This window comes from Shimia sp. R9_2 (assembly GCF_017743735.1).
Classification (GTDB): Bacteria; Pseudomonadota; Alphaproteobacteria; order Rhodobacterales; family Rhodobacteraceae; genus Shimia.
In genome coordinates this window covers 192339-217613 of sequence record NZ_JAGHRO010000004.1, presented here as the reverse complement: position 1 = coordinate 217613, position 25275 = coordinate 192339, and the positions used below count along the sequence as shown (strand labels likewise).

The following is a 25275-nucleotide window of genomic DNA, read 5'->3' as shown; positions in this document are numbered from 1 at the left end:
GATTGCCAAAGCGCGCTCAGGCGTCTTCGGTTTCCTGTTTGGCATTGGCTGCTTTGGTGGCGCGCTCGTCCATGAACTGGTCAAACTCTGCCTTGTCCTTGGCCGCACGCAAACGCTCCAGGAACTCCTCAAAGCTTTTCTGCTCGTCTTCCAGACGGCGCAGGGTCTCGTCGCGGTAGGAATCAAAGGCGCTGTTGCCGGTTGGGGTCATCACATGCATCCGACGCGAGCAGCTGCGGCTGCGGTGAGATTTCTTGAACATATCCTTGCTCCAGATCATGTAAAACAGAAGGGCCAGGCCAATCGGCCAGAAGAACACAAAACCAAGCACCATGGCGGCGATCCAGGCACCTTTGCCTTTGCTGTCAAGCCATGCCTCGCTTTTGCCAAACCAGCCAAGATGGCGCGTGTCAGCGGAATATGCGGTTGCGGCAGGGGTCATTTGGGTCTCCGAAGTTGGTGTTTCTAGCTACGCTGTGGCGGGGTATGTAAATCCCTTTCACATTACCTAGATTGGCACTGCGGGCCTCTAATGCAAGCGCAAATGTGAATAGTTTTTACATTTTCGACTTATGTGGCTGATTTTGGTTGGATTTTTTATCAGAATGAAGTTTGGATCAGCTGCTGAAGGCGCTGATTTCCGCGCCGGTCAGCTCTTGTAACACCTGCGGCGCAAGGCAAAACACATGGTTGGGCGTGCCTGCGGCGGCCCAGATCTCCTCAAATCCCATCAGATGCGCATCCATAAAGCTGCGGATCGGGGAGAGATGGCCCAAAGGGCTGACCCCGCCGATGGCAAAACCGGTCTGGCTGCGCACCACAGCGGCATCCGCGCGCGCAAGCGGCCCGCCGGCCAGCGCTGCGGCGGCCTCAAGATCGACCTGCCGCCCGCCAGCTGTCAGAAACAACAGCACATCGCCGCTGTCTTGCAGCTGAAAGACAATGGATTTGGCAATCTGATCCACATGGCACCCCACCGCTGCGGCGGCCATCTCAGCGGTGCGCGCGCCCTCTGTTTCGCGGATGTCGATGGCGGCCCCTGCGGCTTCCAGCGCGGCGCGCACCCGTTTCAGACTTTTGCTCATGACAGGCCCCTCTCGTTTGGGTTGATTTCTAGCGCAGCTCGGCGCAGCTTGTCATCATGAGAGCAGTGGATATCCAGAAAGACGCGCTTCTGGCGCTGGAAACCCGCGTGTGGACAGCCCTGGTGCAGGGTGACGCCGCTGCGGATGGCGCGCTTTTGACGGCGGATTTTCTTGGCGTGTATTCCGATGGCTTTGGCGACAAGGCGGATCACACCGGCCAGCTGGCCCATGGGGCCACCGTGGTGGATTTTCGCCTCAGCGACGTCAAGCTGCGCCAGATCTGCGAAGACGCGGCCCTGCTGATCTACCGCGCGGATTATCTGCGCGTGGGCGGCGCGGATTGGGAAGCCATGCTGATCAGCTCGCTCTGGGAGAGGCGGGACGGGGAATGGCGCAACAGCTTCAGCCAAGACACCCCGCTGACCGGCTACACCCATCCTTAAGACCCGCGCCTAAGCGCTTCTCATTCCTGAAATATCCCGGGGTATCCACCGCTTGCGGTGGCAGGGGCAGCACCCCTTTTTCCATCACGCCGCATTGACCTTCGCGGCGTGCGGGTTTCAAAGTCCCCCCATGACGTTTGCATCCCAAATCACCCGCCTGCCACATGCTTATGATGCTGATCTCGGGGCGGAGGCCTGCGCCGCCGTGCCGGGCCTGTCCGGCGATCTGGCCAAGCTGATCACCGGCACCGCAGGCTCCAGCCCCTATCTCAAAGGTCTGATCCACAAAGAGGCGGATTGGCTGCCCGAAGCGCTCACGGATGCGGATGCGGCGCTGGCACAGCTGATTGCCATCTTGAAAGAAAGCGCACCGGATCAGCGGCCCACAGCACTGCGCGCGGGCAAGCGCAAGGTGGCGCTTTTGACCGCTTTGGCAGATCTCTCCGGAGCGTGGTCTCTGGAGAAGGTCACCGGCACCTTGACCGAATTTGCCGATCTGGCCAGCCAGTTGGCGATGGAGGCCACCATTGGTGCAGAAATCCGGCGCGGCAAGCTGCCCGGCGCCACCGAAGACGATATTCCCACGGCGGGCGGCATGGTCACGCTGGCGATGGGGAAAATGGGCGCGCATGAGCTGAATTACAGCTCCGATATTGATCTCATCTGCCTGTTTGATGAGACCCGCTTTGATCCCGATGACTACCACGATGCCCGCGCCAGCTTCATCCGCGCGACCCGCAAGATGGCGGCGATGCTGAATGATCTGACCGGCGAAGGCTATGTCTTCCGCACCGATCTGCGCCTGCGGCCCGATCCGGCGGTGACACCGGTCTGCATCGCCATGGAAACGGCAGAGCGCTATTATGAAAGCCTCGGGCGCACGTGGGAGCGTGCCGCCTATATCAAGGCGCGGCCCTCCGCGGGTGATCTCGACGCCGGGGCGCGTTTTCTGAAAACCCTCACGCCCTTTGTGTGGCGGCGGCATCTGGATTTTGCCGCCATTCAGGATGCCCATGACATGCGCCTGCGCATTCGCGAGCACAAAGGCCTTGGCGGGGAGATCACGCTGGACGGCCACGACATGAAGCTTGGCCGCGGCGGCATCCGCGAGATCGAGTTCTTCACCCAGACCCGCCAGCTAATCGCCGGGGGGCGCGATCCTTATCTGCGCGATCGCCATACGGTGCCGGGGCTGCGCAAGCTGGCCTCCAAGGGCTGGGTGCCCGATGAGGTGGCCGAGGGGTTGTCTGATCACTACCGGTTCCATCGCGAGGTCGAGCACCGCGTGCAGATGGTGGCGGACGCCCAGACCCACCGCTTGCCCAAAGGCTCGGAAGGCTGGGGCCGCATTGCCGGGCTTATGGGGCGCGATATTGACGATCTTCAGGCCGAGCTGCGCGCCCGCCTGACCGAAGTGCATGACATGACCGAAGGCTTTTTTGCGCCGGATGCCTGCGCGCCGGAGGCGGTCAGCGATCACAGCTTTGATCCGGATGTCTTGGGCCGTTGGCAGACCTATCCGGCCTTTCGCAGCGCGCGGGCGACGGAGATCTGGGGGCGGCTGCGTCCGGAGATCCTGCGGCGTCTGGCGCAGAGTCCACGGCCTGATGAGGCGCTTCTGGCGCTTGATGGCTTTCTGCGCGGCTTGCCTGCGGGCGTGCAGCTGTTCTCGCTGTTTGAGGCCAACCCGCAGCTGATTGATCTGCTGATTGATATTGTTGGCACCGCACCGGCACTGGCGCAGCATCTGTCGCGCAATTCCGGCGTGTTTGATGCGGTGATCGGCGGCGGCTTCTTTGCGCCCTGGCCGGGCAAGGCGGCGCTGTCAGAAGAGCTGGCAGAGCGGCTGGCGCAGGAAAGTGACTATGAGACCCAGCTCGACACCACCCGCCGCTGGGCCAAGGAATGGCAGTTCCGCATCGGTGTGCATCACCTGCGCGGGTTGATCGGGGCCGAGGAGGCCGGACAGCATTATGCCGATCTGGCAGATGCGGTGCTCGCGGCGCTGTGGCAGCCGGTGGCCGATCAATTTGCCGCCAAACACGGCCCCATGCCGGGACGTGGCGCGATGGTTCTGGGCATGGGCTCGCTTGGCGCGCGCCGCCTCAATGCCACCTCCGATCTGGATCTCATCGTGATCTATGATGCCGATGGGGTGGAGGCCTCTGAGGGGCGTCGCCCGCTAGCGGCGCGGCCTTATTATGCACGCTTCACGCAGGCGCTGGTGACCGCGCTCAGCGCCCCCATGGCGCAGGGGCGGCTTTATGAAGTGGACATGCGCTTGCGCCCCTCTGGCACGCAAGGGCCGGTGGCCACCTCGCTGGCGTCGTTTCAGAACTATCAGCAAAATGAGGCCTGGACCTGGGAGCACCTCGCGCTCACCCGCGCGCGGCCAGTGACCGGCACGCCGGAGCTGATGGCAGAGGTCGAAGCCTTCCGCCAGGAGGTGCTGAGTGCGCCCAAAGTACCGGAGACAGTGGCGCAGGACGTGGCAGACATGCGCGCGCGCATCGCCGCAGCCAAAGCGCCGGATGGGCCTTGGGATGCCAAGATCGGGGCAGGCCGCCTGCAGGATATTGAGCTGTTGAGCCAGGCAGGCGCGCTTCTGGCGGGCAGCCCGCGCCGCGCGGTCACGCAGGGCCTGCAGGCCGGTGTCGCAATTGGATGGCTGAACGGCGACATTGTGACAGAGCTGGCCAGCACCTATCGGCTTTGTTGGCAGGTGCAGCTTGCCTCCAAACTGCTGTCTGGCCAGACCATTGATCCGGATCAGATCGGCGAGGGCGGGCGCGCATTCCTGTTGCGCGAAACCGGCGCGGCAGACATAGAGGCGTTGCAGACGCGGCTGAATGAGGCCTGCGCCCGCGCGGCGGCGGCGATCACAGCGGCGCTGGCGGACACAAGTGAGATCGCCAAAAGGGAGGCGTGAGATGGATCTTTCAGAGTTTGACCCCAAGGGGCTGATCCGGGAAAGCTACCGGATCGAGGGAATCCAGTTGCCTGAATGCCGCTCGATCTTTCTGGATTGGGCGCTTTCCTTGCCGGTGGGTGCGGACACGCAGGTCGCGATCGAAGCGCTGCGCAAGGCCTATGGCACAGATCATCCGGACCACCCGATGACCGAGGTTCTGAAAAACGGGCAGGTGCAGATGAGCGGTACCCCGCGCCGTCGTGGCGGCTGGCGCAGCCGCGAGCGCGGCTGAAGCGCGCCTACGCAAATCCACCCGCGTTGCGCGGGGGAAATTCCGGGCTGAGAGGGCTTTGACAATTTTATTCAATTCCCTCGAATCGTCCTGAGCCCGCCCCAATCGCGCCCCAATTGCCGCGCATCTTGATTGACATACAGAACAGGCGAAATCCGCCGAAGGAGTCGATCATGTCTATGAAGCGTGTGTTTGCAGCAATGGTTTTGGGACTGGGTGTCAGCGCCTGTGCGTCCGTGGATACCGCGAGCCGGAACGCGCCGTTTGACGTGCCTCCCACCGAGATCGCAGCGCCTGCGCCGTCTTATCAGATGGCCAACTTTGAGGTTTCCGTGCCGCGCAGCCTGCGGGTGTCTGAGGCGAATATGTATTACCCCGGCGGCGACATTGTCTGGCGCGGAGATGGCTATGGCGACCGCTACAAACAGGTACAGGCGATATTTGAAGAAGGGCTGCGCATTGGCGGTGGCCCGCTGGAAGGCGCCCGTCCGGTTTCGGTGCAGATCGAAGTCACCCGCTTTCACGCGCTGACCGAAAAAACCCGCTACACCGTGGGCGGCGTACACTCCATTGAGTTTGTCATGACCATTGTGGACGCCCAGACCGGCACCGTGCTGCGCGGGCCCAAGCCGATCAAGGCGAGCCTTGTGGGCTATGGCGGTCAGAAAGCCGTCGCGGCAGAGGCCCGTGGCCTGACGCAGAAATACCGCATCACCCAGCATCTGGCCTATGTGCTGCGCGAGGAATTGACCAAAGCGGAAGGCTTTGTTCCGCCCTCACGTGGCGCAACCAAGACCATCACGCCGCTATCTCCGGTTGGCGCAGAGCAGGTGGCACAGCTGAACTGATCCGTCAGGGCTTTTCACATCCCACAGAACACAGTAGGAGGGCGGCATGTCTATGCCGTCCTCTTCTGTTTCCGCCACCGGTGATCTGCCGGTTGTCCGCCTCAAGCCCAAAGCCAATGCGCGCGCAATCCGCCATGGCTTTCCCTGGGTCTATGACAATGAGCTGGTGACCGACCGGCGCACCAAAGCGCTCACGCCCGGTACCCTGGCCATTCTGGAAGACGACACCCGCGCGCCCATCGGGCTGGTCGCCACCAACAGCCAGAGCAAGATCTTCTGCCGGATGTTGGATCGTGATGTCACAACCGTGGTGGATCAGGCGTGGTTTGAGGCCAAATTTGCCTATGCGCTGGCGATGCGGGAACGGCTTTACGACACGCCTTATTACCGTTTGATCCATGCCGAGGCGGACGGGCTGCCCGGTGTGGTGGTGGACCGCTTTGGCGACACCGCCGTGATCCAGCCCAATGCCGCCTGGGCGGATGCGCGTCTGGACATGATGGTCGCGGCCTTGGCCAAGGTTACCGGTGTCAGCACCATCCTGATGAACGGCTCCGGTCGTGCGCGCAGCCTTGAGGGGCTGGAAGAGCACAGCGCCGTGATGCTGGGCACCGCCCCTGCGGCACCGGTGCCGGTGGTGATGAACGGCGCCACTTATATGGCGGATCTGACCGGCGGTCAGAAAACCGGGCTTTTCTACGATCAACGTCCCAACCACGGATTTGTCGCCGGGCTTTGCAAAGATGCAAAAGTGCTGGATGTGTTTTCCCACGTCGGGGGCTTCTCATTGGCCGCGCTTGCGGGCGGAGCTTCTGAGGCCATGGCGGTGGATGGCTCTGCCGCGGCATTGGAGCTGGCGCAGGCCGGAGCCGCGGCTGCGGGCGTGGCGGAGCGTTTCTCCACCCGCAAGGGCGATGCCTTTGAAGTGCTGACAGCCTTGGCAGAAGAAGGCGCGCAGTTTGATGTGGTGATCTGTGACCCACCGGCCTTTGCGCCCTCTAAACCTGCGCTTGAGAAAGGTTTGCGGGCCTATGAACGTGTGGCGCGACTGGCCGCGCCTCTGGTGGCAGAAGGCGGCTATCTGGGCCTCTGTTCCTGCTCCCATGCCGCCGATGTGGCGCGCTTCCGTGGCGCGAGCTTGCGCGGGATTGGCCGGGCAGGGCGTCAGGCACAGCTGTTGCACACTGGCTTTGCCGGGCCGGACCACCCGCTGATGCCGCAGCTTGCGGAAAGCGGTTATCTCAAATCCCTGATCTTCCGCCTGTGAGGCGCGCGCAGTGAGGATCATACTGTGAAGCGGCTCTTGCTTGACGCCTGTGTGCTGTACCCCACGGCGATGCGCGAGGTGCTGCTTGGTGTGGCCAAAACCGGTGCGTTTGAGCCGCAATGGTCTGCCCGCATTCTGGAAGAATGGGCGCGCGCGGCGCGCAAGATCGGCCCCACCGGCGAAGCGCAGGCGCGCAGCGAGATTGCCCTGATCCGCGCCGACTGGCCCAAGGCAGAGGTCACATGGCCCCAAGGTTTGCAGGACCGTCTCTCTCTGCCTGATGAAAACGACACCCATGTGCTGGCCGCAGCAATCGCAGGCTCTGCAGATGCGATTGTCACGATGAACGTGAAAGACTTCCCGCGCCATATTCTGGCCGAGGAAGGCGTCGCGCGTCTCGGGCCGGATGAGCTGTTGCGCAAGTGCTGGGAGGACGATCCCGACGGCGTGGCGCAGGTCTGTGAAACCGTGCGGCAACAGGCCGAGCGGCTCAGCGGGGAGGCGTGGGAAATGCGCGGGCTTTTGAAGAAAGCGCGGTTGCCCAAATTGGCGAAAGCGGTGAGCCTTTAGGGCAGGCAAGGGCGCTGCCCTCGTCACAACGGAGTTGTGACTTCACCCGGGATATTTGCAGAATGAGAAGCGCGCTCAGGCCTTTGTAAGACCCCAGTCGGTTTCAAGCTTCTCGATGGCCTTGATGCGCTCTTCGGTCTTTGGGTGGCTCAGCAGCCAGGCGGGCACACTGGCACCGCGCGCGCCGGTCAGATGGCTGAGTTTTTCAAACAGCGCCTTCTGCGGGGCGGTGCCAATGCCGGATTTCACCAGCAGGGCAGCGGCATAGGCATCGGCCTCAAACTCATCAGAGCGGGACAGGCGTGCCATCAGCAGCGACAGCGCTGCGCCGGAGATCACCGCGCCCAGCCCGGGCAGAAAGCGGTTGAGCACCATGGCGAGCGCCGTGCGCAGGGCGTTCTGACCTGAGAAGTCGATCATGCGGCGGCGCGAATGGCCAAGCGCCACATGGCCCAGCTCATGGGCGATCACGCTGGCCATCTCCTCCGCGCTGACTGCGCCCTGACGGTAGCGTTCATAAAAGCCTCGGGTGAGGTAGATTTTGCCATCCGGCGCGGCAAGGCCATTCACCGGCTCGATTTCGTAGATGTGTACACGGATGCGCGGCAGATCGAGCGCCTTGGCCATATCCTTGATCAGGGGCGTCAGACGCGGGTCGGCCAGTTCCGTGGAGCGCGCCTTGAGCTCCTTGGCGGTGCGCCATGCGGAGAATTTGAAGGACACAAGACCCATGATCAGGGCCAGCAGGATGGGCATGAATTTGATCATGCAGAAGATATGGGGCGCAGAGGGCAGTGGCGCAAGCGGCAAAGCGCCCCTTACGTCATCCGGATGTGGCGTTGACGGGGAAAGCGCGGCGCGCTTAGGGTGGCGTCATGCAAGAGATTAAGACAAGTTGTGGGTGTGGCGCGGCCGGGGTTTCCATCCGCGTTGCCCCACGTGTGCGCTTTCGCTGCCATTGCAGCAAATGCCAGTCGGTTTACCGCGCGGCCTATGCCGATGCGCTGATGTTTCGCCGGGGGCAGGTGAAGCCTCTCGATCCGGCCAAGCTTAAGTGGATCCGCACAAAATCGCCTTCGCCACTGGTGCGGGGGGTATGCAGGTCCTGTGAGGCACCGGTGGTCGCGCATCTGTTTGGCGGCGTGAGCATTGTGCCCGCTGCGACTTTGCCTGATGCTTCAAGTGGTGCAGGGGCGTCTATCGCGCTGCCTGAGGTGGCCTGTGACATCTACTATGACACGCGGGTGCAGGATCTCTCTGACGCGGCCCCCAAATATGAGGGCGCTTTGGCGGCCTATGTTGGGCTGACCCCCTCTGTCACCAAGGTGCTGGCCTTGCCGGGGCGGGCGCTCTCTGCCGCTTGAGGGGGCAGGCTGAAGGGTAGGGGGTTAGCGCGTCAGCTCCCGCATGCCGCGCTCCAGCCCCTCAAGGGTCATGGGCACCATGCGGTCTTCAAAGATTTCGCGGATCATGCCGATGGAATGGGTGTATTGCCAATGGCTTTCAGGCACCGGATTGATCCAGAGGTTGTCGCGCCACTGATCACGCGCCCGCTCCAGCCAGACCTGACCGGCTTCCTGGTTCCAATGTTCATTGGCCCCACCGGCATAGGCGATCTCGTAAGGGGACATGGAGGCGTCCCCAACAAAGATGCATTTGTAGTCCGGCCCATAGGTGCGCAGCACCTCATGGGTGGGGGTCTGGTCGTTCCAGCGGCGCTGGTTGTTGCGCCACACGCCTTCATAAAGACAGTTGTGGAAGTAGTAATATTCCAGATGTTTGAACTCTGCCCGCGCGGCGGAGAACAGCTCTTCCACCACTTTGATATGCGGATCCATCGAGCCGCCCACATCCAGAAACAGCAACACTTTCACAGCGTTATGCCGCTCAGGGCGGGTTTTTACGTCCAGATAGCCATGTTCGGCTGTGGCGCGGATGGTGCCGTTGAGGTCCAGCTCATCGGCCGCACCCTCACGCGCCCAGCGGCGCAAGCGTTTGAGCGCCACCTTGATGTTGCGGGTGCCGAGCTCCACCGTGTCGTCAAAATTGCGGAACTCGCGCTTGTCCCAGACTTTTACCGCGCGGCGATGGCGGCTTTCTTTCTGGCCGATGCGCACGCCTTCGGGGTTGTAACCATAGGCGCCAAACGGGCTGGTGCCCGCGGTGCCGATCCATTTGTTGCCCCCCTGATGGCGGCCTTCCTGTTCTTTCAGGCGCTCCTGCAGGGTCTCCATCAGCTTGTCAAAGCCGCCCATGGCCTCTATCTCGGCCATTTCTTCGGCGCTCAGATGTTTCTCGGCCATCTTGCGCAGCCATTCCTCGGGAATGTCCACGGCCTCCAGCACATCCTGCGCGGAAATCTCTGCCAGCCCGTCAAAGGTCATGGCAAAAGCGCGGTCAAACTTGTCGATGTTGCGCTCGTCTTTCACCATCACCGTGCGGGCGAGGTAGTAAAAGCTCTCCACATCATAGGTGGCAAGCCCCGCGCGCAGCCCTTCCAGAAAGCCCAGAAATTCGCGCAAAGAGACCGGCACACGGGCCGCACGCAGGTTTTCAAAGAAGGGTAGAAACATGAGGTTTTACAGCGCCATACGGTGAATGATTAAAGTGACGAACAGCCCAAGCATAGCAAAAATCATTGCGTAGACACCGACATATTGCAAGATATCCAGCCGTTTGCCGCCACGTCTTTTGGCGATCGTGCCGCCCAGAATTGCGCCCAGAAGCGCTCCGATAATCACGAACATATGGTCTTATGATCCCCCTCTGATCGGGCTGAGCGTCGCGATCTCGCGCAGTTTTGCGCGCACCGCCCAGTCCGGACCAAAGCCGTAGCGTGCCCAACCCAGACTGTCCAGACGCAGGCTGGCCGCATCGTTGAACTGGCCCTCAAGGTCCAGCGCTTCGGCCTGAAGCAGCATCAGCGTGGACAGCAGGGCCGCGTTTTCATATTGCGCCGCCGGGGTGAGCTGCGGGCCGATGATGTTGAGCGCTTCGCGGCTCTGGCCTGCGCTGATGGCATAGGCCGACAGCTGGGTGGCGACAAAGGCGCGGTGCGGCCCGAACCCTTCGGTGCTGCGATAAGCGCGGTCTGCGGCGCGGAACTGTGTCAGCGCGGCGCTGATGTCTTGGGATTGCAGCAGGCGCCCCAGCGCGTAGTGGGAAAAGCCCAGCCGGTGATCACGCCAGCCCTCAGCCTGCGCAATCGCCAGCGCCTGACGCGCGGCAACGCGGCGTCCCGCCGGTGTGGTGCCCGGCCCAAGCGCGGTTTGCACCGCGTCAATCCAGCTGCGCGGTGTGGCGGGCAGGGGATTGGAGGAAAGCTGATCGCCGCGCGGGTTGATCCGTGTCAGGATCGCAGGCAGGCGGTTGGCCACCTGATTGCGGCTCATGCCATTGACCAGTGTGGGGTCATAAAACGCCCGCAGGATGGTCATGTCAAAGCCGGTCAGAACCGCGTGGATATTGTCGTCGTTAAAGACACTGTCGGGCAGGCGGTAGAGATCATTGAGCGGCCCAAGCGCCTGTGCCAGCTCTTCATGCAGGCAGTCGCGGGTTTCCTGCGGGCTGGTGTCATTGGGCAAGAAGATGGCGATTTTCTCGCGTTTCTCCAGCAGCGCCCAATTGGCCGCGCCGGTGCGGCGGGCAGAGCGGTACTGGTTGAGCGAGGAGATATTGGGGACCACAAAGCAGGCTGCCTGAGGCAGCGCTTTGCGAATGTCGCGGCGGGATACGGCCTGAATGGTGATATTGGCGGAGGGCGCGCTGGTCAGGCTGATGTCGATGCGGGCCTCATTGCGCAGGCGCGACAGCAGTGCGCGCAGATCGGTCATCATCCCGGGCGGTGGCGCGCCGGTGACACGCACGGTGATCGGCCCTTCAAACCGGGTCAGACGGTCCAGATTGCGCCCGCTCTCAAGCTCAAAGGTCAGATCCAGAAAGTCCCGCGCAATATCGCGGTTGGAGCGTGCCGGCGGCTGTGGGCGTGGGGTGGCAAAGCCTTTGACCGGGGGCAGGGTGGTGTCTGCCACCGCAGCGCGGGTGGAGGTGCCGCTCTCGCCAATCGGCGCGCAGGCCCCCAAAGCCAGGGCGCCCAAAACCGAGGCGACAGGAAGCAAAAATCGAAACATCAGGGCCTTTGATACTTAATAAACGGGGTGACCTTGCCAATGCGATCATAAAGCTGGCGGGCCGTTGTGTTAAACTCTTGGGTCAACCAATACACTGCGGGCGCGTCTTTTGCATCTGCAGCGGCATAAACCGCTTCAATCAATTTGCGCCCGACACCGGTGCCACGCACCTCTGGGTCGGCATAGAGGTCCTGCAAATAGCAGACATTTTCGACGCGCCATGCGTGCCGATGAAACAGATAATGGGTGAGGCCGACCAGAACGCCGCCTTTCTCGGCCACCAGACAGGAGAAATCCTGCGGGTCGTCCCCCAGCAGCCGCGCGAAGGTCGAGACATAGACCTCTTCCGCCACGGAGCTTTCATAAAACGTGAGATAGGCGGTCCAGAGCCTGCGCCAGTCGTCGTGATCTGAGCGCTCAAGCGGGCGAATGCGCACATCATCGGTCGTGGGGGCAGTGGTCATGGGCCTCGTTTGCTCCTTGTGGTCCGCACCTTGTGGTCTGCGCCGGTGGCGCGGTTTGGACAAGTGGTCTGCTCAGACTACGGCAAGAATAGGGACAAGGGACGTGAAATTCTGGGCCAAGCCGAAATTTTTGAGGTCTTGCGCCTGAGGTTGTGGCTCTCAGGCGCGTTTTTTGTCGTTCGCGCGCTTTGCAGCGTGCATATGCCAACGGCAATGTGCCGAGGGGCAGGTGCTTACCGTCCGGAGCGCGCCATAAAGGCCAGACGCTCAAACAAATGCACATCCTGTTCGTTTTTCAAAAGCGCGCCATGCAGCTTGGGCAGGGCGTTTGCACCATCGCGCTTGAGGTCTTCCGGAGAAAGATCTTCCGCCAGCAGCAGCTTCAGCCAGTCAATCACCTCGGATGTAGAGGGTTTTTTCTTCAATCCGGCGGTTTCGCGGATTTCAAAAAACTGTGTCAGCGCGGTGGTCAGCAGGGACTCTTTGATGCCCGGATGGTGCACTTCGACGATCTTTTTCAGGGTCTCCACGTCCGGGAAGCGGATGTAGTGGAAAAAGCAGCGGCGCAGGAAGGCGTCAGGCAGCTCTTTTTCGTTGTTGGAGGTGATGATGATGATCGGGCGGTGCTTGGCGGTGACGGTTTCCCCGGTCTCATAGACGTGGAACGCCATCTTATCGAGTTCCTGCAGCAGATCGTTGGGGAATTCGATGTCGGCTTTGTCGATCTCATCAATCAACAGCACGACTTTCTCATCGCTCTCAAAGGCTTCCCAGAGTTTGCCGCGCTTGATGTAGTTGGAGATGTCATGCACGCGCTCATCTCCAAGTTGACTGTCGCGCAGGCGGGACACGGCGTCATATTCGTAGAGACCCTGCTGCGCCTTGGTGGTGGATTTCACGTTCCACTCGATCATTTTCAGACCCAGTCCACGGGCCACCTGCAGCGCCAGTTCGGTCTTGCCGGTGCCTGGCTCACCCTTAACGAGCAAAGGGCGCTCGAGCGCGACCGCGGCATTTACCGCCACAGTCAGATCGTCGGTGGCCACATAGTCTTTGGTGCCTGAAAACTGCATAAAATTTCTCCGCCCGTTCGCCAATTTTTCGCCGCACCCTATCGTGAACATATTTTGTCCGCAATGTGCCATTATGAGGTAGTGACATTCCCGCTCCAAGGGAGTATTTGCAGGCATTAGAGAAGGGGGTGGCATGTCTGACTTGAATAGCACCACGGACGTTGACCACGGTAAGGGAGCACAAATGAAAGCAGAAACTTTCCTGCCGGATGACTATCGTCCCGCAGAGGATGAGCCGTTCATGAATGACCGGCAGACTGAGTACTTCCGTCGTAAATTGCTGAACTGGAAAGAAGAGCTTCTGGCCGGCAGCCGCGACACCATTGAGGGCCTGCAAGACAGCACACGCAACATTCCTGATGTTGCTGACCGCGCAAGCGAAGAAACCGACCGCGCCTTGGAATTGCGCACCCGGGACCGCCAGCGCAAACTTGTTCTGAAAATCGACAGCGCCCTGCGCCGCATTGATGAAGGCGAATACGGCTACTGCGAAGTGACCGGCGAGCCGATTTCCCTGCGCCGTCTGGATGCCCGTCCGATTGCGACCATGAGCCTTGAGGCGCAAGAACGGCACGAGCGCCGCGAAAAAGTACACCGCGACGACTGATTTTTTTGAATTGCGGAAAAAAACAGCACGTCGGGGCTTTTGCCCCGGCGTTTTTTTGTAGATACGGCCGCAATGAATTTGAGTGAACAGAAAGTTTGCGTCATTGGCGCCGGGATTGGCGGGCTGACGGCGGCTCTGGTGTTGCGTCAGCTTGGCGCCCGCGTATGCGTGCTGGAGCAGGCCGAGGCGATCAAAGAGGTCGGTGCCGGTCTGCAGGTCAGCCCCAATGGTCTGGCGGTGCTTCGCGGCTTGGGGTTGGACAAACATCTTGAGGCGCGCGCCGTGCAGGCACAGGCGGTGGAGCTGCGGGATTACGCCGCCGGTCGTCTGGTTGCCAATCTTGATCTGTCTCTGATCAAAGCAGGCTCTCCCTATCATTTTGTCCACCGCGCCGATCTGATTGATCTGCTGGCACAGGCGGTGCGGGCGGCAGGCGTGAAGGTGCTGCTGCTGCAAAAGGTCGACACGGTGCATCCCGGTGCAAACGGAGAGCGCGCCCGTGTGGTGATGGCCAATGGCTCTGAAATGCGCGCGGATCTTGCTGTTGGCGGCGACGGGCTGCATTCGCGGCTGCGCGGCGTGATCAACGGCACAATCGCACCCTTCTTCACCCGACAGGTCGCCTGGCGCGCCACGGTGCCCAACACCATGGGACATGGCAATCTGGTGCAGGTCCACATGGGCCCACATCGGCATGTGGTCAGCTATCCGCTGCGCGGCGGCACCATGGTCAATCTGGTGGCGGTGCAGGAACAGATGGGCTGGGCCGAGGAGGGCTGGCACCATGTGGATGCGCCTGACAATCTGCGCAGCGCATTTGCCGATTTTGGCGGAGATGTGCCGCGGATCATGGCTGAAGTAAAAGAGGTTGGCCGCTGGGGCCTGTTCCGTCACCCGGTTGCGCCCCGCTGGCATCAGGACAATTGCGCCCTTCTGGGGGATGCGGCCCACCCAACGTTGCCCTTCATGGCGCAGGGCGCGGTGATGGCGATGGAAGATGCCTGGGTGCTGGGTGACGCCATCCAGAAAGCCGACACCATTCCCGAGGCGCTCGCCGCCTATCAGGTTCGCCGCGAAGCGCGGGTGAAACGGATTGTGGACACCGCCAGCGGCAATGCGTGGAAATACCACCTCGCCAACCGACCGTTGCGGATGGCGGCTCATATGGGTATGCGCATGGCGACCCGTTTTGCGCCGCAAAAGCTGATGGGACAGTTTGACTGGATCTACAGCCATGATGTGACCAAGGGCTAGCGCTGCTGAGCCTTCCCACCTGATCTGCCGCATCTATCTACGAAAAAAATAGTAGGTTGACGCGGCGCGGGTTATCTTGCTGATTGCGGGGACAGAATGCGCGGCCTAATGTGCCCGCCAAGACCAGCAGGGAGGCCGTCATGACACATATTCTCGCCATTGATCAGGGCACCACATCCAGCCGCGCGATCGTCTTTGACGGCGACATTCGCCCTGGCGCGAGCGCGCAGGTGGAATTCACCCAGCATTTCCCGCAATCGGGCTGGGTGGAGCATGATCCGTCCGACATCTGGACCACCACGCTCAGCACCTGCAAAGAAGCGCTCAGTTCTGCGGGCCTCAACGCCGCAGATGTGGCCGCCATCGGCATCACCAACCAGCGCGAAACCACCCTTGTGTGGAACAAAAACACCGGCGAAGCGGTCTATAACGCCATCGTCTGGCAGGACCGCCGCACCGCTGCCATCTGTGACGAGCTGAAAGCCGCAGGCCACGCCGATTTGGTGCAGCGCACCACCGGCCTGCTGCTTGATCCCTATTTCTCCGGCACCAAGATCAAATGGATTCTGGACACCGTCGAAGGCGCGCGCGCGGCTGCAGAGGCGGGCGATCTGCTCTTTGGCACCGTGGACAGCTACCTGATCTGGAAGCTCACCGGCGGCAAGGTCCATGCGACAGACGCCACCAACGCCGCCCGCACCCTGATCTACGACATCCATCAGGGCGCTTGGAGCGCGGAGATCTGTGAGATTCTCGGCATCCCCATGTCGATGCTGCCAGAGGTCAAAGACTGCGCCGCCGATTTTGGCGACACCGATGCCGAGATCTTTGGCGCGCCCATCCCCATTCGTGGCGTGGCAGGAGACCAGCAAGCCGCCACCATCGGGCAGGCCTGTTTTGCACCGGGCATGCTGAAATCGACCTATGGCACCGGCTGTTTTGCTCTGCTGAACACTGGCGACACGCCAGTGACCTCGCAAAACCGCCTGCTCACCACCGTGGCCTATCAGCTCGACGGCAAGCCCACCTATGCGCTCGAAGGCGCGATCTTCATCGCCGGTGCGGTGGTGCAATGGTTGCGCGACGGGTTGGGCATCATCGAGGATGCCGCCGCCACCTCCGGTCTGGCCGAAGCGGCTGATCCGGGGCAGGAGCTGATCATGGTGCCCGCCTTCACCGGCCTTGGCGCGCCCTATTGGAGCCCACAGGCCCGCGGCGCGGTCTTTGGTCTCACCCGCGGCTCCGGCCCTGCCGAGTTCTCCCGCGCCGCCTTGGAAAGCGTGGGCTTCCAAACCCGTGATCTGCTCGAAGCCATGCAGGCGGATTTTGACTTCGCGGGCGACACCGTGCTGCGCGTTGATGGCGGCATGACCGCCTCGGACTGGACCATGCAGTTCCTCTCTGACGTGCTGGGCGCGCCGGTGGACCGCCCCGTGGTGGCCGAAAGCACCGCCAAAGGCGTGGCCTGGCTCGCGGGCATGCAGGTCGGCGTCTACCCCGATATGGAAGGCTTTGCCGCCACTTGGGAGAAAGAGCGCGAATTCACCCCGGCCAAAGACGCAGCCTGGCGCGACGGGCGTTATGCAGGCTGGAAGAAAGCGATTGACGCCACCCTGTCGATGACCGATTGAGCGGGCCTCACACACCGATCCACACAGCCCCGCCTGTGTCCTGTCAGGAGGCCCCAAATGTCAGAAACCTGTGTGCTCTGCGGAGCCTCCGAAACCCTCGCGCCCATCGCTGTTGCGCCGGAAGACACCACCGTCACCCTCTGCGCCACCTGCGCGGAGGGCGTCGCCAATGGCCCCAAAGACGCGCCGCATTGGCAATGCCTGCATGACGCCATCTGGAGCGAGACCCCGGCAGTGCAGGTGCTGGCGTGGCGTCTGCTCAACGGCCTCACCGAAGCCCCGTGGGCCCGCGATCTGCTGGACATCGCCTATCTCGCGCCCGAGGTGCAGGCCTGGGCAGAGGCCGGTCTTGCCGCTGAGGGCGAGGACACGGTCATTCACCGCGACAGCAACGGCACAGTGCTGGCCGCCGGAGACACGGTGGTGCTGATCAAGGATCTGCCGGTCAAAGGCGCAGGCTTCACCGCCAAACGCGGCACCGCCGTGCGCAATATCTCACTCGTGGCCGACAACGCCGAGCACATCGAAGGCCGCGTCGAAAGCCAACGCATCGTGATCCTGACAAAATTCGTTAAAAAGAGCTGAGGGCAGGCGGGGCAGGGCGCGCCTGTCGCCGCAACTCCGCCCTTGACGGATCTGGACAAAACATGAACATTGAGGATGTGCCCTATGAAAAGGACCCCGGGATGCCCCTCAATCTGAAACTGGACTACGTCGAATTTTACAGCGCAGAGCTGGAGGCCACCGAAGACTTCTTTGCCAAAGCCTTCGACTGGAGCTTTGTGGAATACGGCCCGGATTACCGCGACATTCAAAACGCAGGCCTCGGCGGCGGGATTGAACGCAGCGGCCCTCAAGCCCCTTTGATTGTACTCAAAACCGCAGATCTTCAGGCCGCTTATCAGCAGATTTCCGAGGCAGGTGCGGAGATCACCAAAGAGATTTTTGAGTTCCCCGGTGGCAAACGGTTTGAGTTCCGCGAACCGGGCGGCACCGCCATGGCGGTCTGGTGCCCGGCGTGAATGCTCGATTAAGGGCGTTCAGATCTCCATCGGAATGGTCACCGGCCCATCGTTGATCAGAGAGACCTTCATATCCGCGCCAAACCGCCCGGTCTCAACCGGCACATATTGGCGCAACTCCTTGGCAAAGAGCTCATAAAGCCGATTGCCCTCCTCAGGCGCGGCGGCTGTGGAAAATCCGGGCCGGTTGCCGCTGCGCGTGTCTGCAGACAGGGTGAACTGGCTCACCACCAACGCGCTGCCGCCAATATCCACCACGGATTTGTTCATCTTGCCGGCCTCATCCTGAAAGATCCGGCATTTCGCCACTTTGCCCGCCAGCTTGACCACCTGCGCCTCGGTGTCGCCCTGCATCGCACAGACCAGCACCATCACGCCTGCACCACAGGCTCCGATGACTTCTCCGTCCACGCGCACCTGCGCCTCGCTTACCCGCTGTATCACTGCCCGCATGTTCTGCCCCTTTGTGGCCCTATTGTTTCCCCGCGCAAAATGCGCCAGCGGGCAGGGCGCTGCAAGCCGCGCTTCTCATTCGTAAAATATCCCGGGTGAAGTCACATCATTGATGTGACGAGGGCAGCGCCCTCCCGCGCCGCGCCGCCGCTAGCGCTTGGGTCCCGCCATCACGATGCAGGTGGTGGAGCCGGTGGCATAGAGCTTGCCGTCCTCAATGCCGCGGATCTCGCCGTTGGCAATCCCGGTAGAGCGCCCCACATGCTGTACCTTGCCCACCGCGCGCACTTTCATGCCCACAGGGATCGAACGCAGAATGTTGATCTTATATTCCAGCGTTGTGTAGATCTGCCCCACCGCCAGCGTGCTCTGCACCGCGCAGGCCATGCAGCTGTCCAGAACCGTACCGTACCAGCCGCCATGCACCGTGCGGATCGGGTTGAGCACGCCAAACTCCGGCGCGCCTTCAAAGGTCACGCTGCCATGTTCCGCATGTGTCGGCAGAAACCCCATGGTCTTGCCAATCGGCGCACCGGGCAGATCGCCGTCGATGATCGCCTGCATAAACTCCAGCCCGCTCATCGACAGGATGTCGTCAAAATTGGCCATCTCTTCAAGCGACTGGGCGTAGCGATGTTCCGGCATTGGGGCCTCCTCTGTGTTACTCAAAGAAGGCCGCAAGCGGGTGCTTGGCGCAAGAGCGCAGGGGCGCGGGTTACGCGACGTTTTGCAGCTTCACTTCCGGCACCACGCCAAGCGCATGACACACATCGCGGGTCAACTCGGGCCGGTTTAGCGTGTAAAAATGCAGCGCATCCACACCCTCATCCAACAGCTCAGAGCACATCTCGGTGCAGACCGCCGTGGCCAGCAGATCCTCGCGGTCATCGCGCACCGCCTTCTCAAAAGCATTGGCCAGCCATGTGGGCACCGAGGTGCCGCAGCGCGCGGCAAATTTCTGCACGCCTTTCCAGTTTTCAATCGGCAGCACACCGGGCAGGATCGGCGCGTCAATACCGGCTTTCACACAGGCATCGCGGAACCGCAGGAAGGTCTCGCTTTCAAAGAAGAACTGGGTGATCGCCTCACTGGCCCCCGCATCAATCTTGCGCTTGAGCCACTCTACATTGGCGGCCATATCGGCGGCCTCCGGGTGGCTCTCAGGATAGGCGCCTACACGGATGGTGAACTTGCCGGTGGCGGCCAGCGCTTCAATCAGCTCCACAGAGGAAGCGAAGCCTTGCGGATGCGGCGTAAAGCCCGCGCTGCCTTTGGCGGGATCCCCGCGCAGCGCCACAATCTCGCGCACCCCTACGGCAGCAAACTCTTCGGCAATGCGCAGGGTCTCGGCCTTTGAGGCCTCCACACAGGTCAGATGCGCCGCCACATTCAGTCCGGAGGATTTGTGCAGCGTCGCCACAGCGTCCCGTGTCAGGTCCCGCGTGGTGCCACCGGCGCCATAGGTGACAGAGACAAACCGCGGATCGAGCGGTGCCAATGTCTGCACCGTGTCCCACAGGCGAAAGGAAGCTTCCAAAGACTGCGGCGGGAAGAATTCAAAAGAAACTTGAGGCGTGGTCATAACGGGCATCCTGTAACTTGCTGTTGTCCTCATGTCCCATGCGTGCGATCATTACGCAAATTCATAATACTCAAGAAGGTCATGAGCTTCATATGAAGATGCACATTGAATTCCGTCACCTGCGCACCGTGCGGGCGATCCATGAATGTGGCGGATTGGCGCGCGCGGCAGATCAGCTCAATATCACGCAGTCGGCATTGTCTCACCAAATCAAAGGCTTGGAGGAGCAAGCTGGCGTAGAGCTCTTTGTGCGCCGCTCCAAACCGATGAAGCTCTCCGCCGCGGGCCTGCGGCTGTTGCGGCTGGCCAATCAGGTTCTGCCGGAGGTGGAAAAACTTGAGGCGGAATTTAACGGTTTGCGCGACGGCAGCTCCGGAAGGCTGCACATCGCCATTGAATGCCACGCCTGTTTTGAATGGCTCTTCCCTGTGCTGGAGCAATTCCGCAAGAACTGGCCGGATGTGGATGTGGACATTCGCCCCGGATTGGCCTTTGACGCCATGCCTGCGCTGCAGAAAGAAGAGGTGGATTTGGTGGTGAGCTCTGATCCGGAAAACCTGCCCGGCGTCTCCTTCAGCCACCTGTTTGATTATGCGCCGGTCTTTGTCGCGTCCTCCCAGCATCCGTTGGCTCAGAAAGACTATGTGGAGGCCACTGATTTCCGCGGGGAAACGCTCATCACCTATCCGGTGGAGCGCTCCCGTCTGGATGTGTTCTCGCAGCTCCTGATCCCGGCGAAGGTGGAGCCCGGTGCCGTGCGTCAGGCGGAGCTGACCGCCGTGATCCTGCTGCTGGTCGCCTCAAACCGCGGTGTCTCTGTGCTGCCTGACTGGGTGGTGCGTGAGGTCAAATACTCCTCTGATTATGTGACCCGCCCGCTGACCGCCGAAGGGCTCACACGCCAGCTTTTTGCCGCCACCCGTGTTGAGGATTTGAGCAAGCCCTATATGCAGGACCTGATCCAAATGGCGGGCAAAGAGGCCCGCAGGTTGCAAGAGACTTAAAAAAGAGTTGATAATACATCTAAGATTTTCCCCTTTAAGAATCGCTTAAGGGAGATCAAAGAAGCGCGCACTACGTTCATCTGTGACTGGGAGGGGGCTCTGAGATCATAGATTGGTCATGTTGCCTGGCAGCTGATTGGATCTTGGTTCGGCCCTCATGTGTAAGTATGTCGACCACCTTTAATGCGCTCTCGATTGGCCAGCTGGCCGAGATTGATACGTTCGAAGGCAATTCCTTTGCCGAAAACGCCTCCGCTCTGGTGGGGCTGACCTTTGGCGGCCCCGGTGCGGCTTTGCTAAACAATTTTGTCGAAGTCTCTGCCACCGGCGGCGTTGGCGCGTTCTACGCGATGAACAACAATCCAAACGACCGCTTCCGGATTGACGGCGGTGCGCCGCAGCAGTTTGACGGCGTGGCGGTCTATAACGCCACCATCACCTATCTGGATGGCAGCACGGCGACTTATTCAGCGGTGTTGTTTCAGGATGTGGACGGCAACAGCTATCTCGCACCGGAACTGACCAACAACACGGATCAGGCCACACTGGAAGCAGGCCCGATCCAATCAATCTCGCTGGACAGTCTCGCGGCCGATCGCGTGCGGGGGCTGGCGGCAAACCGTCAGGAATGGGATTTTGTGCCCTGCTTCGCGGCAGGCACGCCGATTGTCACCCAACAGGGCGAGCGCGCGATCGAAACGCTGCAAGCGGGCGATATGATTTTGACGCTGGATCACGGCTTTCAGCCGTTGCGCTGGATTGGTCAGCGCACGGTGGCCGCGCAAGGCGCGGTCGCCCCGGTGCGCTTTGCCGCCGGAGCGCTGGGCAATGACGTGCCTTTGATGGTCTCACCACATCACCGGATGATGCTGCGCGGCTGGCGCGTGGAGATGCACTTTGGCGAAGCCGAAGCGCTGGTGCCTGCGATCAGTCTGGTCAATGGCGACACCATCTGTCAGGTCGAGGGTGGAGAGATCACCTATGTCCATCTGATGTTTGACTGTCATGAAATTGTCTATGGCGGCGGCGTGCCAAGCGAGAGCTTCCTGCCGGGGGCGCAGGGGCTGAACGCTCTGGAGCGTTCGGTGCAGGAAGAGATCTTTGCCCTGTTCCCGGAATTGCGGGACGGGGGATTGCAGGCTTACGGCGCCGAGGCGCGGCCTGCATTGCGGGTGCAGGAAGCGCGCTTGCTGGTGGCCTGAACGGGCGGCCTACCTAAGCCAGAACCCGCAGCCAAACGCATCGAAAATCAAATGAAAAACCCCGCGCAACGCACGCAGGGTTAAGATGTTGCGGCGCTGAAAATCGCGCCTACGCAATACCACCGCGATACAGACGCAATACCGACGTTCCAACACGGCGGCTTTTGGCGTTAACCAATTACCGCCGCTACGCAACAGCGCGCGTGTTTTTGGGGGCGGATCAGATCAGTTTGACGATCTGTTTGCCCTTGTTGCCGCCGGTCAGCATGGAGCGGAATGCGGCAGGCGCATTTTCCAGCCCTTCGGCAATATCCTCCTGATAGGCGATCTTGCCTGCGGCCAGTTGCGGGCCGACCTCACGCAGGAAATCGCCGTAGCGGTCGTAGTGGTTTGAGATGATAAAACCGTTTACGGACAACTGACTAACCAGAATGGTGCGCCACAGGCGTGGGCCGGTCAGAGCCTCCATCGCTGCATCCGCGCCAAGGCCACCGGCGTTGTACCAGGAGATCATGCCACACAGCGGAATGCGCCCGGCCCGGTTCATCATCGGGAGCACCGCATCCAGAACCTTGCCACCCACGTTTTCAAAATAGATATCAATGCCTTGCGGGCAGTGCTCTTTGAGGGCGTTGCGCAGGTCCCGGGCGGTCTCATAGGCGTGGTGGTCCAGACAGGCGTCAAAGCCGTAAGTCTCTGTTGCGGTTTGACATTTCGCCGCACCACCGGCGATGCCCACCACCCGCAGGCCGTGCAGTTTGGCGATTTGACCAACCATGGAGCCCACAGGGCCGGTTGCTGCTGCCACAACCAGCGTTTCACCGGCCTTGGGTTTGCCGTGTTCCGTCAGGCCAAACCAGCCGGTAAAGCCCGGCATGCCCATCACGCCAAGCGCTGTGGTGATCGGGGCGAGATCGGGGTTAAGCTTTTGCATTTCCTCGCCTTTTGCCTTACCATGGCTGGCCCAGCCAAACATGCCAAAGGCAAAATCACCCACACTGAAGTTGGGGTGGTTGGAGGCGATCACCTCGCCCACGGCACCACCTTCCATGGTGCCGCCAATCGGCACCGGATCCGCGTAGGATTTGGCATCATCCATCCGGCCGCGCATATAGGGATCAAGCGACATATAGTGGCTGCGCACCAGCACTTCGCCGTCGCCGATTTCCGGCAAATCCGCTGTTTCCAAACGAAAATTCTCGTCCTGCGGCGCGCCGGTCGGGCGGCTGGCCAGCACCATGCGTTGCATTTTCTCTGTCATCTGGGGTGTCCTCCGAAGCTCTGCTTTCAGCTTGCGCCCAGTGCCCCGCTCTTGCAAGCAATGGCCCCTGACAGGTGATTTTCGTGACGCGGCGTTTCAAAAGGGGCTGCTATGCGCCCATTGGCCCTTGGCAAAAAGGGTTTGGCGGCGTATACGCCCGCTCTGAGCCAAAAGGAGCCGTGCCATGCCGGGCAGCGCAAATCTGAACATCATGATGAAGGCCGCTCGCAAAGCGGGGCGGTCACTGGTCAAAGACTTCCGCGAGGTTGAGAACCTTCAGGTGTCGATGAAAGGGGCAGGGGACTTTGTCAGCCGCGCCGACATCGCTGCCGAAAAAATCCTGAAAGAAGAGCTGCTTGGCGCGCGTCCGACCTATGGCTGGATCGCTGAGGAAGGTGGCGAGATTGCGGGCAAAGATCCGACCCGTCGCTGGATCGTGGACCCGCTGGACGGCACCACCAACTTCCTGCACGGCCTGCCGCACTGGGCGATTTCCATCGCGCTGGAGCACAAGGGCGAGATCGTTGCAGGCGTGGTGTTTGATGCCGCCAAAGACGAGATGTTTTATGCCGAGCGCGGCGAAGGTGCCTGGCTGAACGACAGCCTGCGCCTGCGTGTGTCCGGCCGTCACCGCATGATTGAATCGATCTTTGCCACTGGCCTGCCGTTTGGCGGCCGTGCGGATCTGCCGGAAACCCTGCAGGATCTGGCGCGCCTTCTGCCTGCCACCGCAGGTGTGCGCCGCTTTGGTGCCGCCTCTCTGGACCTCGCCTATGTGGCCGCTGGCCGTTATGAGGGCTTCTGGGAACGTGGCCTGCAGCCATGGGACGTCGCCGCAGGTCTGCTGATCGCCAAAGAAGCCGGTGCGCTGGTTGAGCCGGTCAACCCGGATGGCGATATGGTCGAAGATGGCGAAGTGATCGTGGCCAACGAGCCGATCTTCTCGCAGTTTGCAAAGGTCATCCGCAAGGACTGATCCACGCAACGCACGCTGCCCTAAGTCCGCTTTGATGCGCTTAAGATAATTTGAAACCTGGCCCGATTGGGTCAGGTTTTTTGTTTGGTGTCCTCATCAAGGGCGAAATTGACGCCATCAACCCAGTCAAACGGGGCATAATCGGCAGGGTTCACGCCTTCGAGTGCCCCGATGTTGACGCCATAGACGTTGGGGTTGGAGCGGCGCTGGTGGTGGGTGTAAATTCCGCAATGGCGGCAGAAGTAGTGCTGCGCGGTCTTTGTGCCCCAGGTGTAGAGCGACAGGCTGTCCGCGCCTTTGATGATGGTGAGATCCTCAAGCGCCACATCCACGTTTGGCGCAGCGCGGCGTCGGCAAAACGAGCAATCGCAGGAACGTGCTTCGCTCAGGTCTTGTGCGAGGGTCACCTGTATCTCAACAGCCCCGCAATGGCAGGTCAGTTTTTGGCTCATCGGCGTCTCCTGACACGTGGAATGGAACTCTGGCTAAGACGATAGCGGGTCTCAGGGTGTGGCGGATGTCCGTGGGTGCGCTGCCAAAATCCGGTGCCGCCAAGGCGGAGCCAGACCGGAATGGAAAGCACCACGCCGATCACAAACCCGCCCGCATGGGCCCAATGGGCCACGCCGCCGGTTTCCGGATCACTCAGCACCCCGTTGAACAGTTGAAGGCCAAACCAGAAACACAGCATGATCCAGGCAGGGATGGTGAAGATGCGGAAAATAATGATGAGAATCAGCAGGATGTCGACGCGCGCCTTGGGGAACAGCAGGAGATAGCCGCCCATCACACCGGCGATGGCGCCTGAGGCCCCCACCATGGGAATGATGCTGTCAGGATCCGCCGCGATCTGGGCAAAGCCTGCACCAAGGCCCGACAGGATGTAGAAGACGAGAAAGCCAACATGGCCCATCTCGTCTTCGAGGTTGTCGCCAAAGATCCATAGAAACAGCATGTTCCCAAGCAAATGCATCCAGCCGCCGTGCAGGAACATGGAGCTAAAAAGCCCATGCAGGCGCTGGCCCTCGGTGACAGCGGCGGGGATCAGCGCCCATTGATCAAAGAACAGCGCAAGGCGGTAATCATCGCCCATAATCGGCTGATAACTCAGGAAGATCCCGATATTGAGGATGAGCAGCGCATAGACGACAAACGGCGTGCGGCCTGACGGATTGTGATCGCGGATTGGAAACATGCGGC

Annotated in this window: 29 protein-coding genes; 15 read left to right on the top strand and 14 right to left on the bottom strand. The window is 61.2% G+C overall.

The window, feature by feature from the left end; all coding sequences use genetic code 11:
- Positions 1–16: 16 nt before the first annotated feature.
- Positions 17–442 carry a DUF2852 domain-containing protein gene (locus J7400_RS11995; RefSeq protein ID WP_209063475.1) on the bottom strand — a complete coding sequence of 142 codons (426 nt, stop codon included), beginning with the start codon at positions 440–442 and terminating at the stop codon, positions 17–19.
- Positions 443–617: 175 nt separating this feature from the next.
- Positions 618–1085 (bottom strand): YbaK/EbsC family protein, encoded by a 468-nt coding sequence (locus J7400_RS11990; RefSeq protein ID WP_209063473.1) that lies wholly within the window; start codon positions 1083–1085, stop codon positions 618–620.
- Positions 1086–1141: 56 nt separating this feature from the next.
- Between J7400_RS11990 and J7400_RS11985 the strand changes: the two genes are divergently transcribed.
- The 6 genes from J7400_RS11985 (at position 1142) to J7400_RS11960 (ending at position 7416) form a co-directional block, all read left to right on the top strand.
- Positions 1142–1528 carry a nuclear transport factor 2 family protein gene (locus tag J7400_RS11985; RefSeq protein ID WP_209063471.1) on the top strand — a complete coding sequence of 129 codons (387 nt, stop codon included), beginning with the start codon at positions 1142–1144 and terminating at the stop codon, positions 1526–1528.
- Between the two features lie 130 nt (positions 1529–1658).
- Positions 1659–4457, top strand: a complete 2799-nt coding sequence (locus J7400_RS11980) for a glutamine-synthetase adenylyltransferase (protein WP_209063469.1) — start codon at positions 1659–1661, stop codon at positions 4455–4457.
- 1 nt (position 4458) lies between these two features.
- On the top strand, positions 4459–4731 hold the full coding sequence (locus tag J7400_RS11975) for a hypothetical protein (protein WP_209063467.1): 273 nt from the start codon (positions 4459–4461) through the stop codon (positions 4729–4731).
- Positions 4732–4904: 173 nt separating this feature from the next.
- Positions 4905–5579, top strand: a complete 675-nt coding sequence (locus J7400_RS11970; RefSeq protein ID WP_247738771.1) for a DUF6778 family protein — start codon at positions 4905–4907, stop codon at positions 5577–5579.
- Between the two features lie 46 nt (positions 5580–5625).
- Positions 5626–6846, top strand: coding sequence for a class I SAM-dependent rRNA methyltransferase (locus J7400_RS11965; RefSeq protein WP_209063465.1), 1221 nt, complete (start codon positions 5626–5628; stop codon positions 6844–6846).
- 24 nt (positions 6847–6870) lie between these two features.
- On the top strand, positions 6871–7416 hold the full coding sequence (locus J7400_RS11960) for a PIN domain-containing protein (protein WP_348540176.1): 546 nt from the start codon (positions 6871–6873) through the stop codon (positions 7414–7416).
- 75 nt (positions 7417–7491) lie between these two features.
- Here the strand turns inward: J7400_RS11960 and J7400_RS11955 are convergent, their stop codons facing one another.
- On the bottom strand, positions 7492–8184 hold the full coding sequence (locus J7400_RS11955) for a M48 family metallopeptidase (protein WP_209063928.1): 693 nt from the start codon (positions 8182–8184) through the stop codon (positions 7492–7494).
- A 107-nt stretch (positions 8185–8291) separates the two neighbouring features.
- On the opposite strand from J7400_RS11955, the gene J7400_RS11950 reads away from it, so the two are divergent.
- Positions 8292–8780, top strand: coding sequence for a GFA family protein (locus J7400_RS11950; protein WP_209063463.1), 489 nt, complete (start codon positions 8292–8294; stop codon positions 8778–8780).
- A gap of 24 nt (positions 8781–8804) precedes the next feature.
- On the opposite strand, the gene J7400_RS11945 is transcribed toward J7400_RS11950, so the two are convergent.
- The 5 genes from J7400_RS11945 to J7400_RS11925 form a co-directional block, all read right to left on the bottom strand.
- The gene (locus J7400_RS11945) at positions 8805–9989 is read right to left on the bottom strand and encodes a VWA domain-containing protein (protein ID WP_209063461.1); all 1185 of its coding nucleotides are present in this window, start codon (positions 9987–9989) and stop codon (positions 8805–8807) included.
- A gap of 6 nt (positions 9990–9995) precedes the next feature.
- Complete coding sequence (locus J7400_RS11940) at positions 9996–10163, bottom strand: hypothetical protein (RefSeq protein WP_209063459.1); 168 nt, start codon at positions 10161–10163, stop codon at positions 9996–9998.
- Between the two features lie 6 nt (positions 10164–10169).
- On the bottom strand, positions 10170–11546 hold the full coding sequence (locus tag J7400_RS11935; RefSeq protein ID WP_209063457.1) for a DUF2927 domain-containing protein: 1377 nt from the start codon (positions 11544–11546) through the stop codon (positions 10170–10172).
- The gene (locus tag J7400_RS11930; RefSeq protein ID WP_209063455.1) at positions 11546–12010 is read right to left on the bottom strand and encodes a GNAT family N-acetyltransferase; all 465 of its coding nucleotides are present in this window, start codon (positions 12008–12010) and stop codon (positions 11546–11548) included. The genes J7400_RS11935 and J7400_RS11930 overlap by 1 nt, the downstream gene beginning before the upstream one ends.
- Before the next feature lie 233 nt (positions 12011–12243).
- The gene (locus J7400_RS11925) at positions 12244–13083 is read right to left on the bottom strand and encodes a MoxR family ATPase (protein WP_209063453.1); all 840 of its coding nucleotides are present in this window, start codon (positions 13081–13083) and stop codon (positions 12244–12246) included.
- Between the two features lie 184 nt (positions 13084–13267).
- Between J7400_RS11925 and dksA the strand changes: the two genes are divergently transcribed.
- The 5 genes from dksA (at position 13268) to J7400_RS11900 (ending at position 17597) form a co-directional block, all read left to right on the top strand.
- On the top strand, positions 13268–13690 hold the full coding sequence (gene dksA / locus J7400_RS11920) for an RNA polymerase-binding protein DksA (RefSeq protein ID WP_209063450.1): 423 nt from the start codon (positions 13268–13270) through the stop codon (positions 13688–13690).
- Between the two features lie 72 nt (positions 13691–13762).
- Positions 13763–14944 carry an NAD(P)/FAD-dependent oxidoreductase gene (locus J7400_RS11915; RefSeq protein WP_209063448.1) on the top strand — a complete coding sequence of 394 codons (1182 nt, stop codon included), beginning with the start codon at positions 13763–13765 and terminating at the stop codon, positions 14942–14944.
- A gap of 140 nt (positions 14945–15084) precedes the next feature.
- Entirely contained in the window at positions 15085–16575 is a 1491-nt protein-coding gene (gene glpK / locus J7400_RS11910) for a glycerol kinase GlpK (protein WP_209063446.1), read from the top strand.
- A 57-nt stretch (positions 16576–16632) separates the two neighbouring features.
- Positions 16633–17160, top strand: coding sequence for an alkylphosphonate utilization protein (locus J7400_RS11905; RefSeq protein WP_209063444.1), 528 nt, complete (start codon positions 16633–16635; stop codon positions 17158–17160).
- 62 nt (positions 17161–17222) lie between these two features.
- The gene (locus J7400_RS11900; RefSeq protein ID WP_247738770.1) at positions 17223–17597 is read left to right on the top strand and encodes a VOC family protein; all 375 of its coding nucleotides are present in this window, start codon (positions 17223–17225) and stop codon (positions 17595–17597) included.
- 18 nt (positions 17598–17615) lie between these two features.
- On the opposite strand, the gene dtd is transcribed toward J7400_RS11900, so the two are convergent.
- The 3 genes from dtd to metF all read right to left on the bottom strand — a co-directional run bounded on the left by dtd (position 17616) and on the right by metF (position 19632).
- Entirely contained in the window at positions 17616–18050 is a 435-nt protein-coding gene (dtd, locus tag J7400_RS11895) for a D-aminoacyl-tRNA deacylase (RefSeq protein ID WP_209063441.1), read from the bottom strand.
- A 150-nt stretch (positions 18051–18200) separates the two neighbouring features.
- Entirely contained in the window at positions 18201–18695 is a 495-nt protein-coding gene (locus tag J7400_RS11890) for a PaaI family thioesterase (RefSeq protein WP_209063439.1), read from the bottom strand.
- 70 nt (positions 18696–18765) lie between these two features.
- A complete protein-coding gene (gene metF / locus J7400_RS11885; RefSeq protein WP_209063437.1) occupies positions 18766–19632 on the bottom strand; it encodes a methylenetetrahydrofolate reductase [NAD(P)H] in 867 nt (288 codons plus the stop codon).
- Positions 19633–19730: 98 nt separating this feature from the next.
- On the opposite strand from metF, the gene J7400_RS11880 reads away from it, so the two are divergent.
- Positions 19731–20636: a LysR family transcriptional regulator gene (locus J7400_RS11880; RefSeq protein ID WP_209063924.1), complete on the top strand. Its 906-nt coding sequence runs from the start codon at positions 19731–19733 to the stop codon at positions 20634–20636.
- 167 nt (positions 20637–20803) lie between these two features.
- Positions 20804–21838 carry a Hint domain-containing protein gene (locus J7400_RS11875; RefSeq protein WP_209063435.1) on the top strand — a complete coding sequence of 345 codons (1035 nt, stop codon included), beginning with the start codon at positions 20804–20806 and terminating at the stop codon, positions 21836–21838.
- Between the two features lie 220 nt (positions 21839–22058).
- Here the strand turns inward: J7400_RS11875 and J7400_RS11870 are convergent, their stop codons facing one another.
- Positions 22059–23099 carry an NADP-dependent oxidoreductase gene (locus J7400_RS11870; RefSeq protein WP_209063433.1) on the bottom strand — a complete coding sequence of 347 codons (1041 nt, stop codon included), beginning with the start codon at positions 23097–23099 and terminating at the stop codon, positions 22059–22061.
- A gap of 184 nt (positions 23100–23283) precedes the next feature.
- Here J7400_RS11870 and J7400_RS11865 point away from each other — a divergent pair, with 184 nt between their 5' ends.
- Positions 23284–24075: an inositol monophosphatase family protein gene (locus J7400_RS11865; protein ID WP_209063431.1), complete on the top strand. Its 792-nt coding sequence runs from the start codon at positions 23284–23286 to the stop codon at positions 24073–24075.
- Positions 24076–24146: 71 nt separating this feature from the next.
- Here the strand turns inward: J7400_RS11865 and J7400_RS11860 are convergent, their stop codons facing one another.
- Together J7400_RS11860 and J7400_RS11855 are read right to left on the bottom strand one after the other, a co-directional pair.
- Positions 24147–24527 (bottom strand): GFA family protein, encoded by a 381-nt coding sequence (locus J7400_RS11860; RefSeq protein WP_209063429.1) that lies wholly within the window; start codon positions 24525–24527, stop codon positions 24147–24149.
- Positions 24524–25270 carry a rhomboid family intramembrane serine protease gene (locus J7400_RS11855; RefSeq protein ID WP_209063427.1) on the bottom strand — a complete coding sequence of 249 codons (747 nt, stop codon included), beginning with the start codon at positions 25268–25270 and terminating at the stop codon, positions 24524–24526. The genes J7400_RS11860 and J7400_RS11855 overlap by 4 nt, the downstream gene beginning before the upstream one ends.
- Positions 25271–25275 lie beyond the last annotated feature (5 nt).

Bases quoted from the DNA above. Each gene is read 5' to 3' on its own strand.
- J7400_RS11995 (WP_209063475.1), bottom strand. From the start codon at position 442: ATGACCCCTGCCGCAACCGCATATTCCGCTGACACGCGCCATCTTGGC.
- J7400_RS11990 (WP_209063473.1), bottom strand. From the start codon at position 1,085: ATGAGCAAAAGTCTGAAACGGGTGCGCGCCGCGCTGGAAGCCGCAGGG.
- J7400_RS11985 (WP_209063471.1), top strand. From the start codon at position 1,142: ATGAGAGCAGTGGATATCCAGAAAGACGCGCTTCTGGCGCTGGAAACC.
- J7400_RS11980 (WP_209063469.1), top strand. From the start codon at position 1,659: ATGACGTTTGCATCCCAAATCACCCGCCTGCCACATGCTTATGATGCT.
- J7400_RS11975 (WP_209063467.1), top strand. From the start codon at position 4,459: ATGGATCTTTCAGAGTTTGACCCCAAGGGGCTGATCCGGGAAAGCTAC.
- J7400_RS11970 (WP_247738771.1), top strand. From the start codon at position 4,905: ATGTCTATGAAGCGTGTGTTTGCAGCAATGGTTTTGGGACTGGGTGTC.
- J7400_RS11965 (WP_209063465.1), top strand. From the start codon at position 5,626: ATGTCTATGCCGTCCTCTTCTGTTTCCGCCACCGGTGATCTGCCGGTT.
- J7400_RS11955 (WP_209063928.1), bottom strand. From the start codon at position 8,184: ATGATCAAATTCATGCCCATCCTGCTGGCCCTGATCATGGGTCTTGTG.
- J7400_RS11950 (WP_209063463.1), top strand. From the start codon at position 8,292: ATGCAAGAGATTAAGACAAGTTGTGGGTGTGGCGCGGCCGGGGTTTCC.
- J7400_RS11945 (WP_209063461.1), bottom strand. From the start codon at position 9,989: ATGTTTCTACCCTTCTTTGAAAACCTGCGTGCGGCCCGTGTGCCGGTC.
- J7400_RS11940 (WP_209063459.1), bottom strand. From the start codon at position 10,163: ATGTTCGTGATTATCGGAGCGCTTCTGGGCGCAATTCTGGGCGGCACG.
- J7400_RS11935 (WP_209063457.1), bottom strand. From the start codon at position 11,546: ATGTTTCGATTTTTGCTTCCTGTCGCCTCGGTTTTGGGCGCCCTGGCT.
- J7400_RS11930 (WP_209063455.1), bottom strand. From the start codon at position 12,010: ATGACCACTGCCCCCACGACCGATGATGTGCGCATTCGCCCGCTTGAG.
- J7400_RS11925 (WP_209063453.1), bottom strand. From the start codon at position 13,083: ATGCAGTTTTCAGGCACCAAAGACTATGTGGCCACCGACGATCTGACT.
- dksA (WP_209063450.1), top strand. From the start codon at position 13,268: ATGAAAGCAGAAACTTTCCTGCCGGATGACTATCGTCCCGCAGAGGAT.
- J7400_RS11915 (WP_209063448.1), top strand. From the start codon at position 13,763: ATGAATTTGAGTGAACAGAAAGTTTGCGTCATTGGCGCCGGGATTGGC.
- glpK (WP_209063446.1), top strand. From the start codon at position 15,085: ATGACACATATTCTCGCCATTGATCAGGGCACCACATCCAGCCGCGCG.
- J7400_RS11905 (WP_209063444.1), top strand. From the start codon at position 16,633: ATGTCAGAAACCTGTGTGCTCTGCGGAGCCTCCGAAACCCTCGCGCCC.
- J7400_RS11900 (WP_247738770.1), top strand. From the start codon at position 17,223: ATGAACATTGAGGATGTGCCCTATGAAAAGGACCCCGGGATGCCCCTC.
- dtd (WP_209063441.1), bottom strand. From the start codon at position 18,050: ATGCGGGCAGTGATACAGCGGGTAAGCGAGGCGCAGGTGCGCGTGGAC.
- J7400_RS11890 (WP_209063439.1), bottom strand. From the start codon at position 18,695: ATGCCGGAACATCGCTACGCCCAGTCGCTTGAAGAGATGGCCAATTTT.
- metF (WP_209063437.1), bottom strand. From the start codon at position 19,632: ATGACCACGCCTCAAGTTTCTTTTGAATTCTTCCCGCCGCAGTCTTTG.
- J7400_RS11880 (WP_209063924.1), top strand. From the start codon at position 19,731: ATGCACATTGAATTCCGTCACCTGCGCACCGTGCGGGCGATCCATGAA.
- J7400_RS11875 (WP_209063435.1), top strand. From the start codon at position 20,804: ATGTCGACCACCTTTAATGCGCTCTCGATTGGCCAGCTGGCCGAGATT.
- J7400_RS11870 (WP_209063433.1), bottom strand. From the start codon at position 23,099: ATGACAGAGAAAATGCAACGCATGGTGCTGGCCAGCCGCCCGACCGGC.
- J7400_RS11865 (WP_209063431.1), top strand. From the start codon at position 23,284: ATGCCGGGCAGCGCAAATCTGAACATCATGATGAAGGCCGCTCGCAAA.
- J7400_RS11860 (WP_209063429.1), bottom strand. From the start codon at position 24,527: ATGAGCCAAAAACTGACCTGCCATTGCGGGGCTGTTGAGATACAGGTG.
- J7400_RS11855 (WP_209063427.1), bottom strand. From the start codon at position 25,270: ATGTTTCCAATCCGCGATCACAATCCGTCAGGCCGCACGCCGTTTGTC.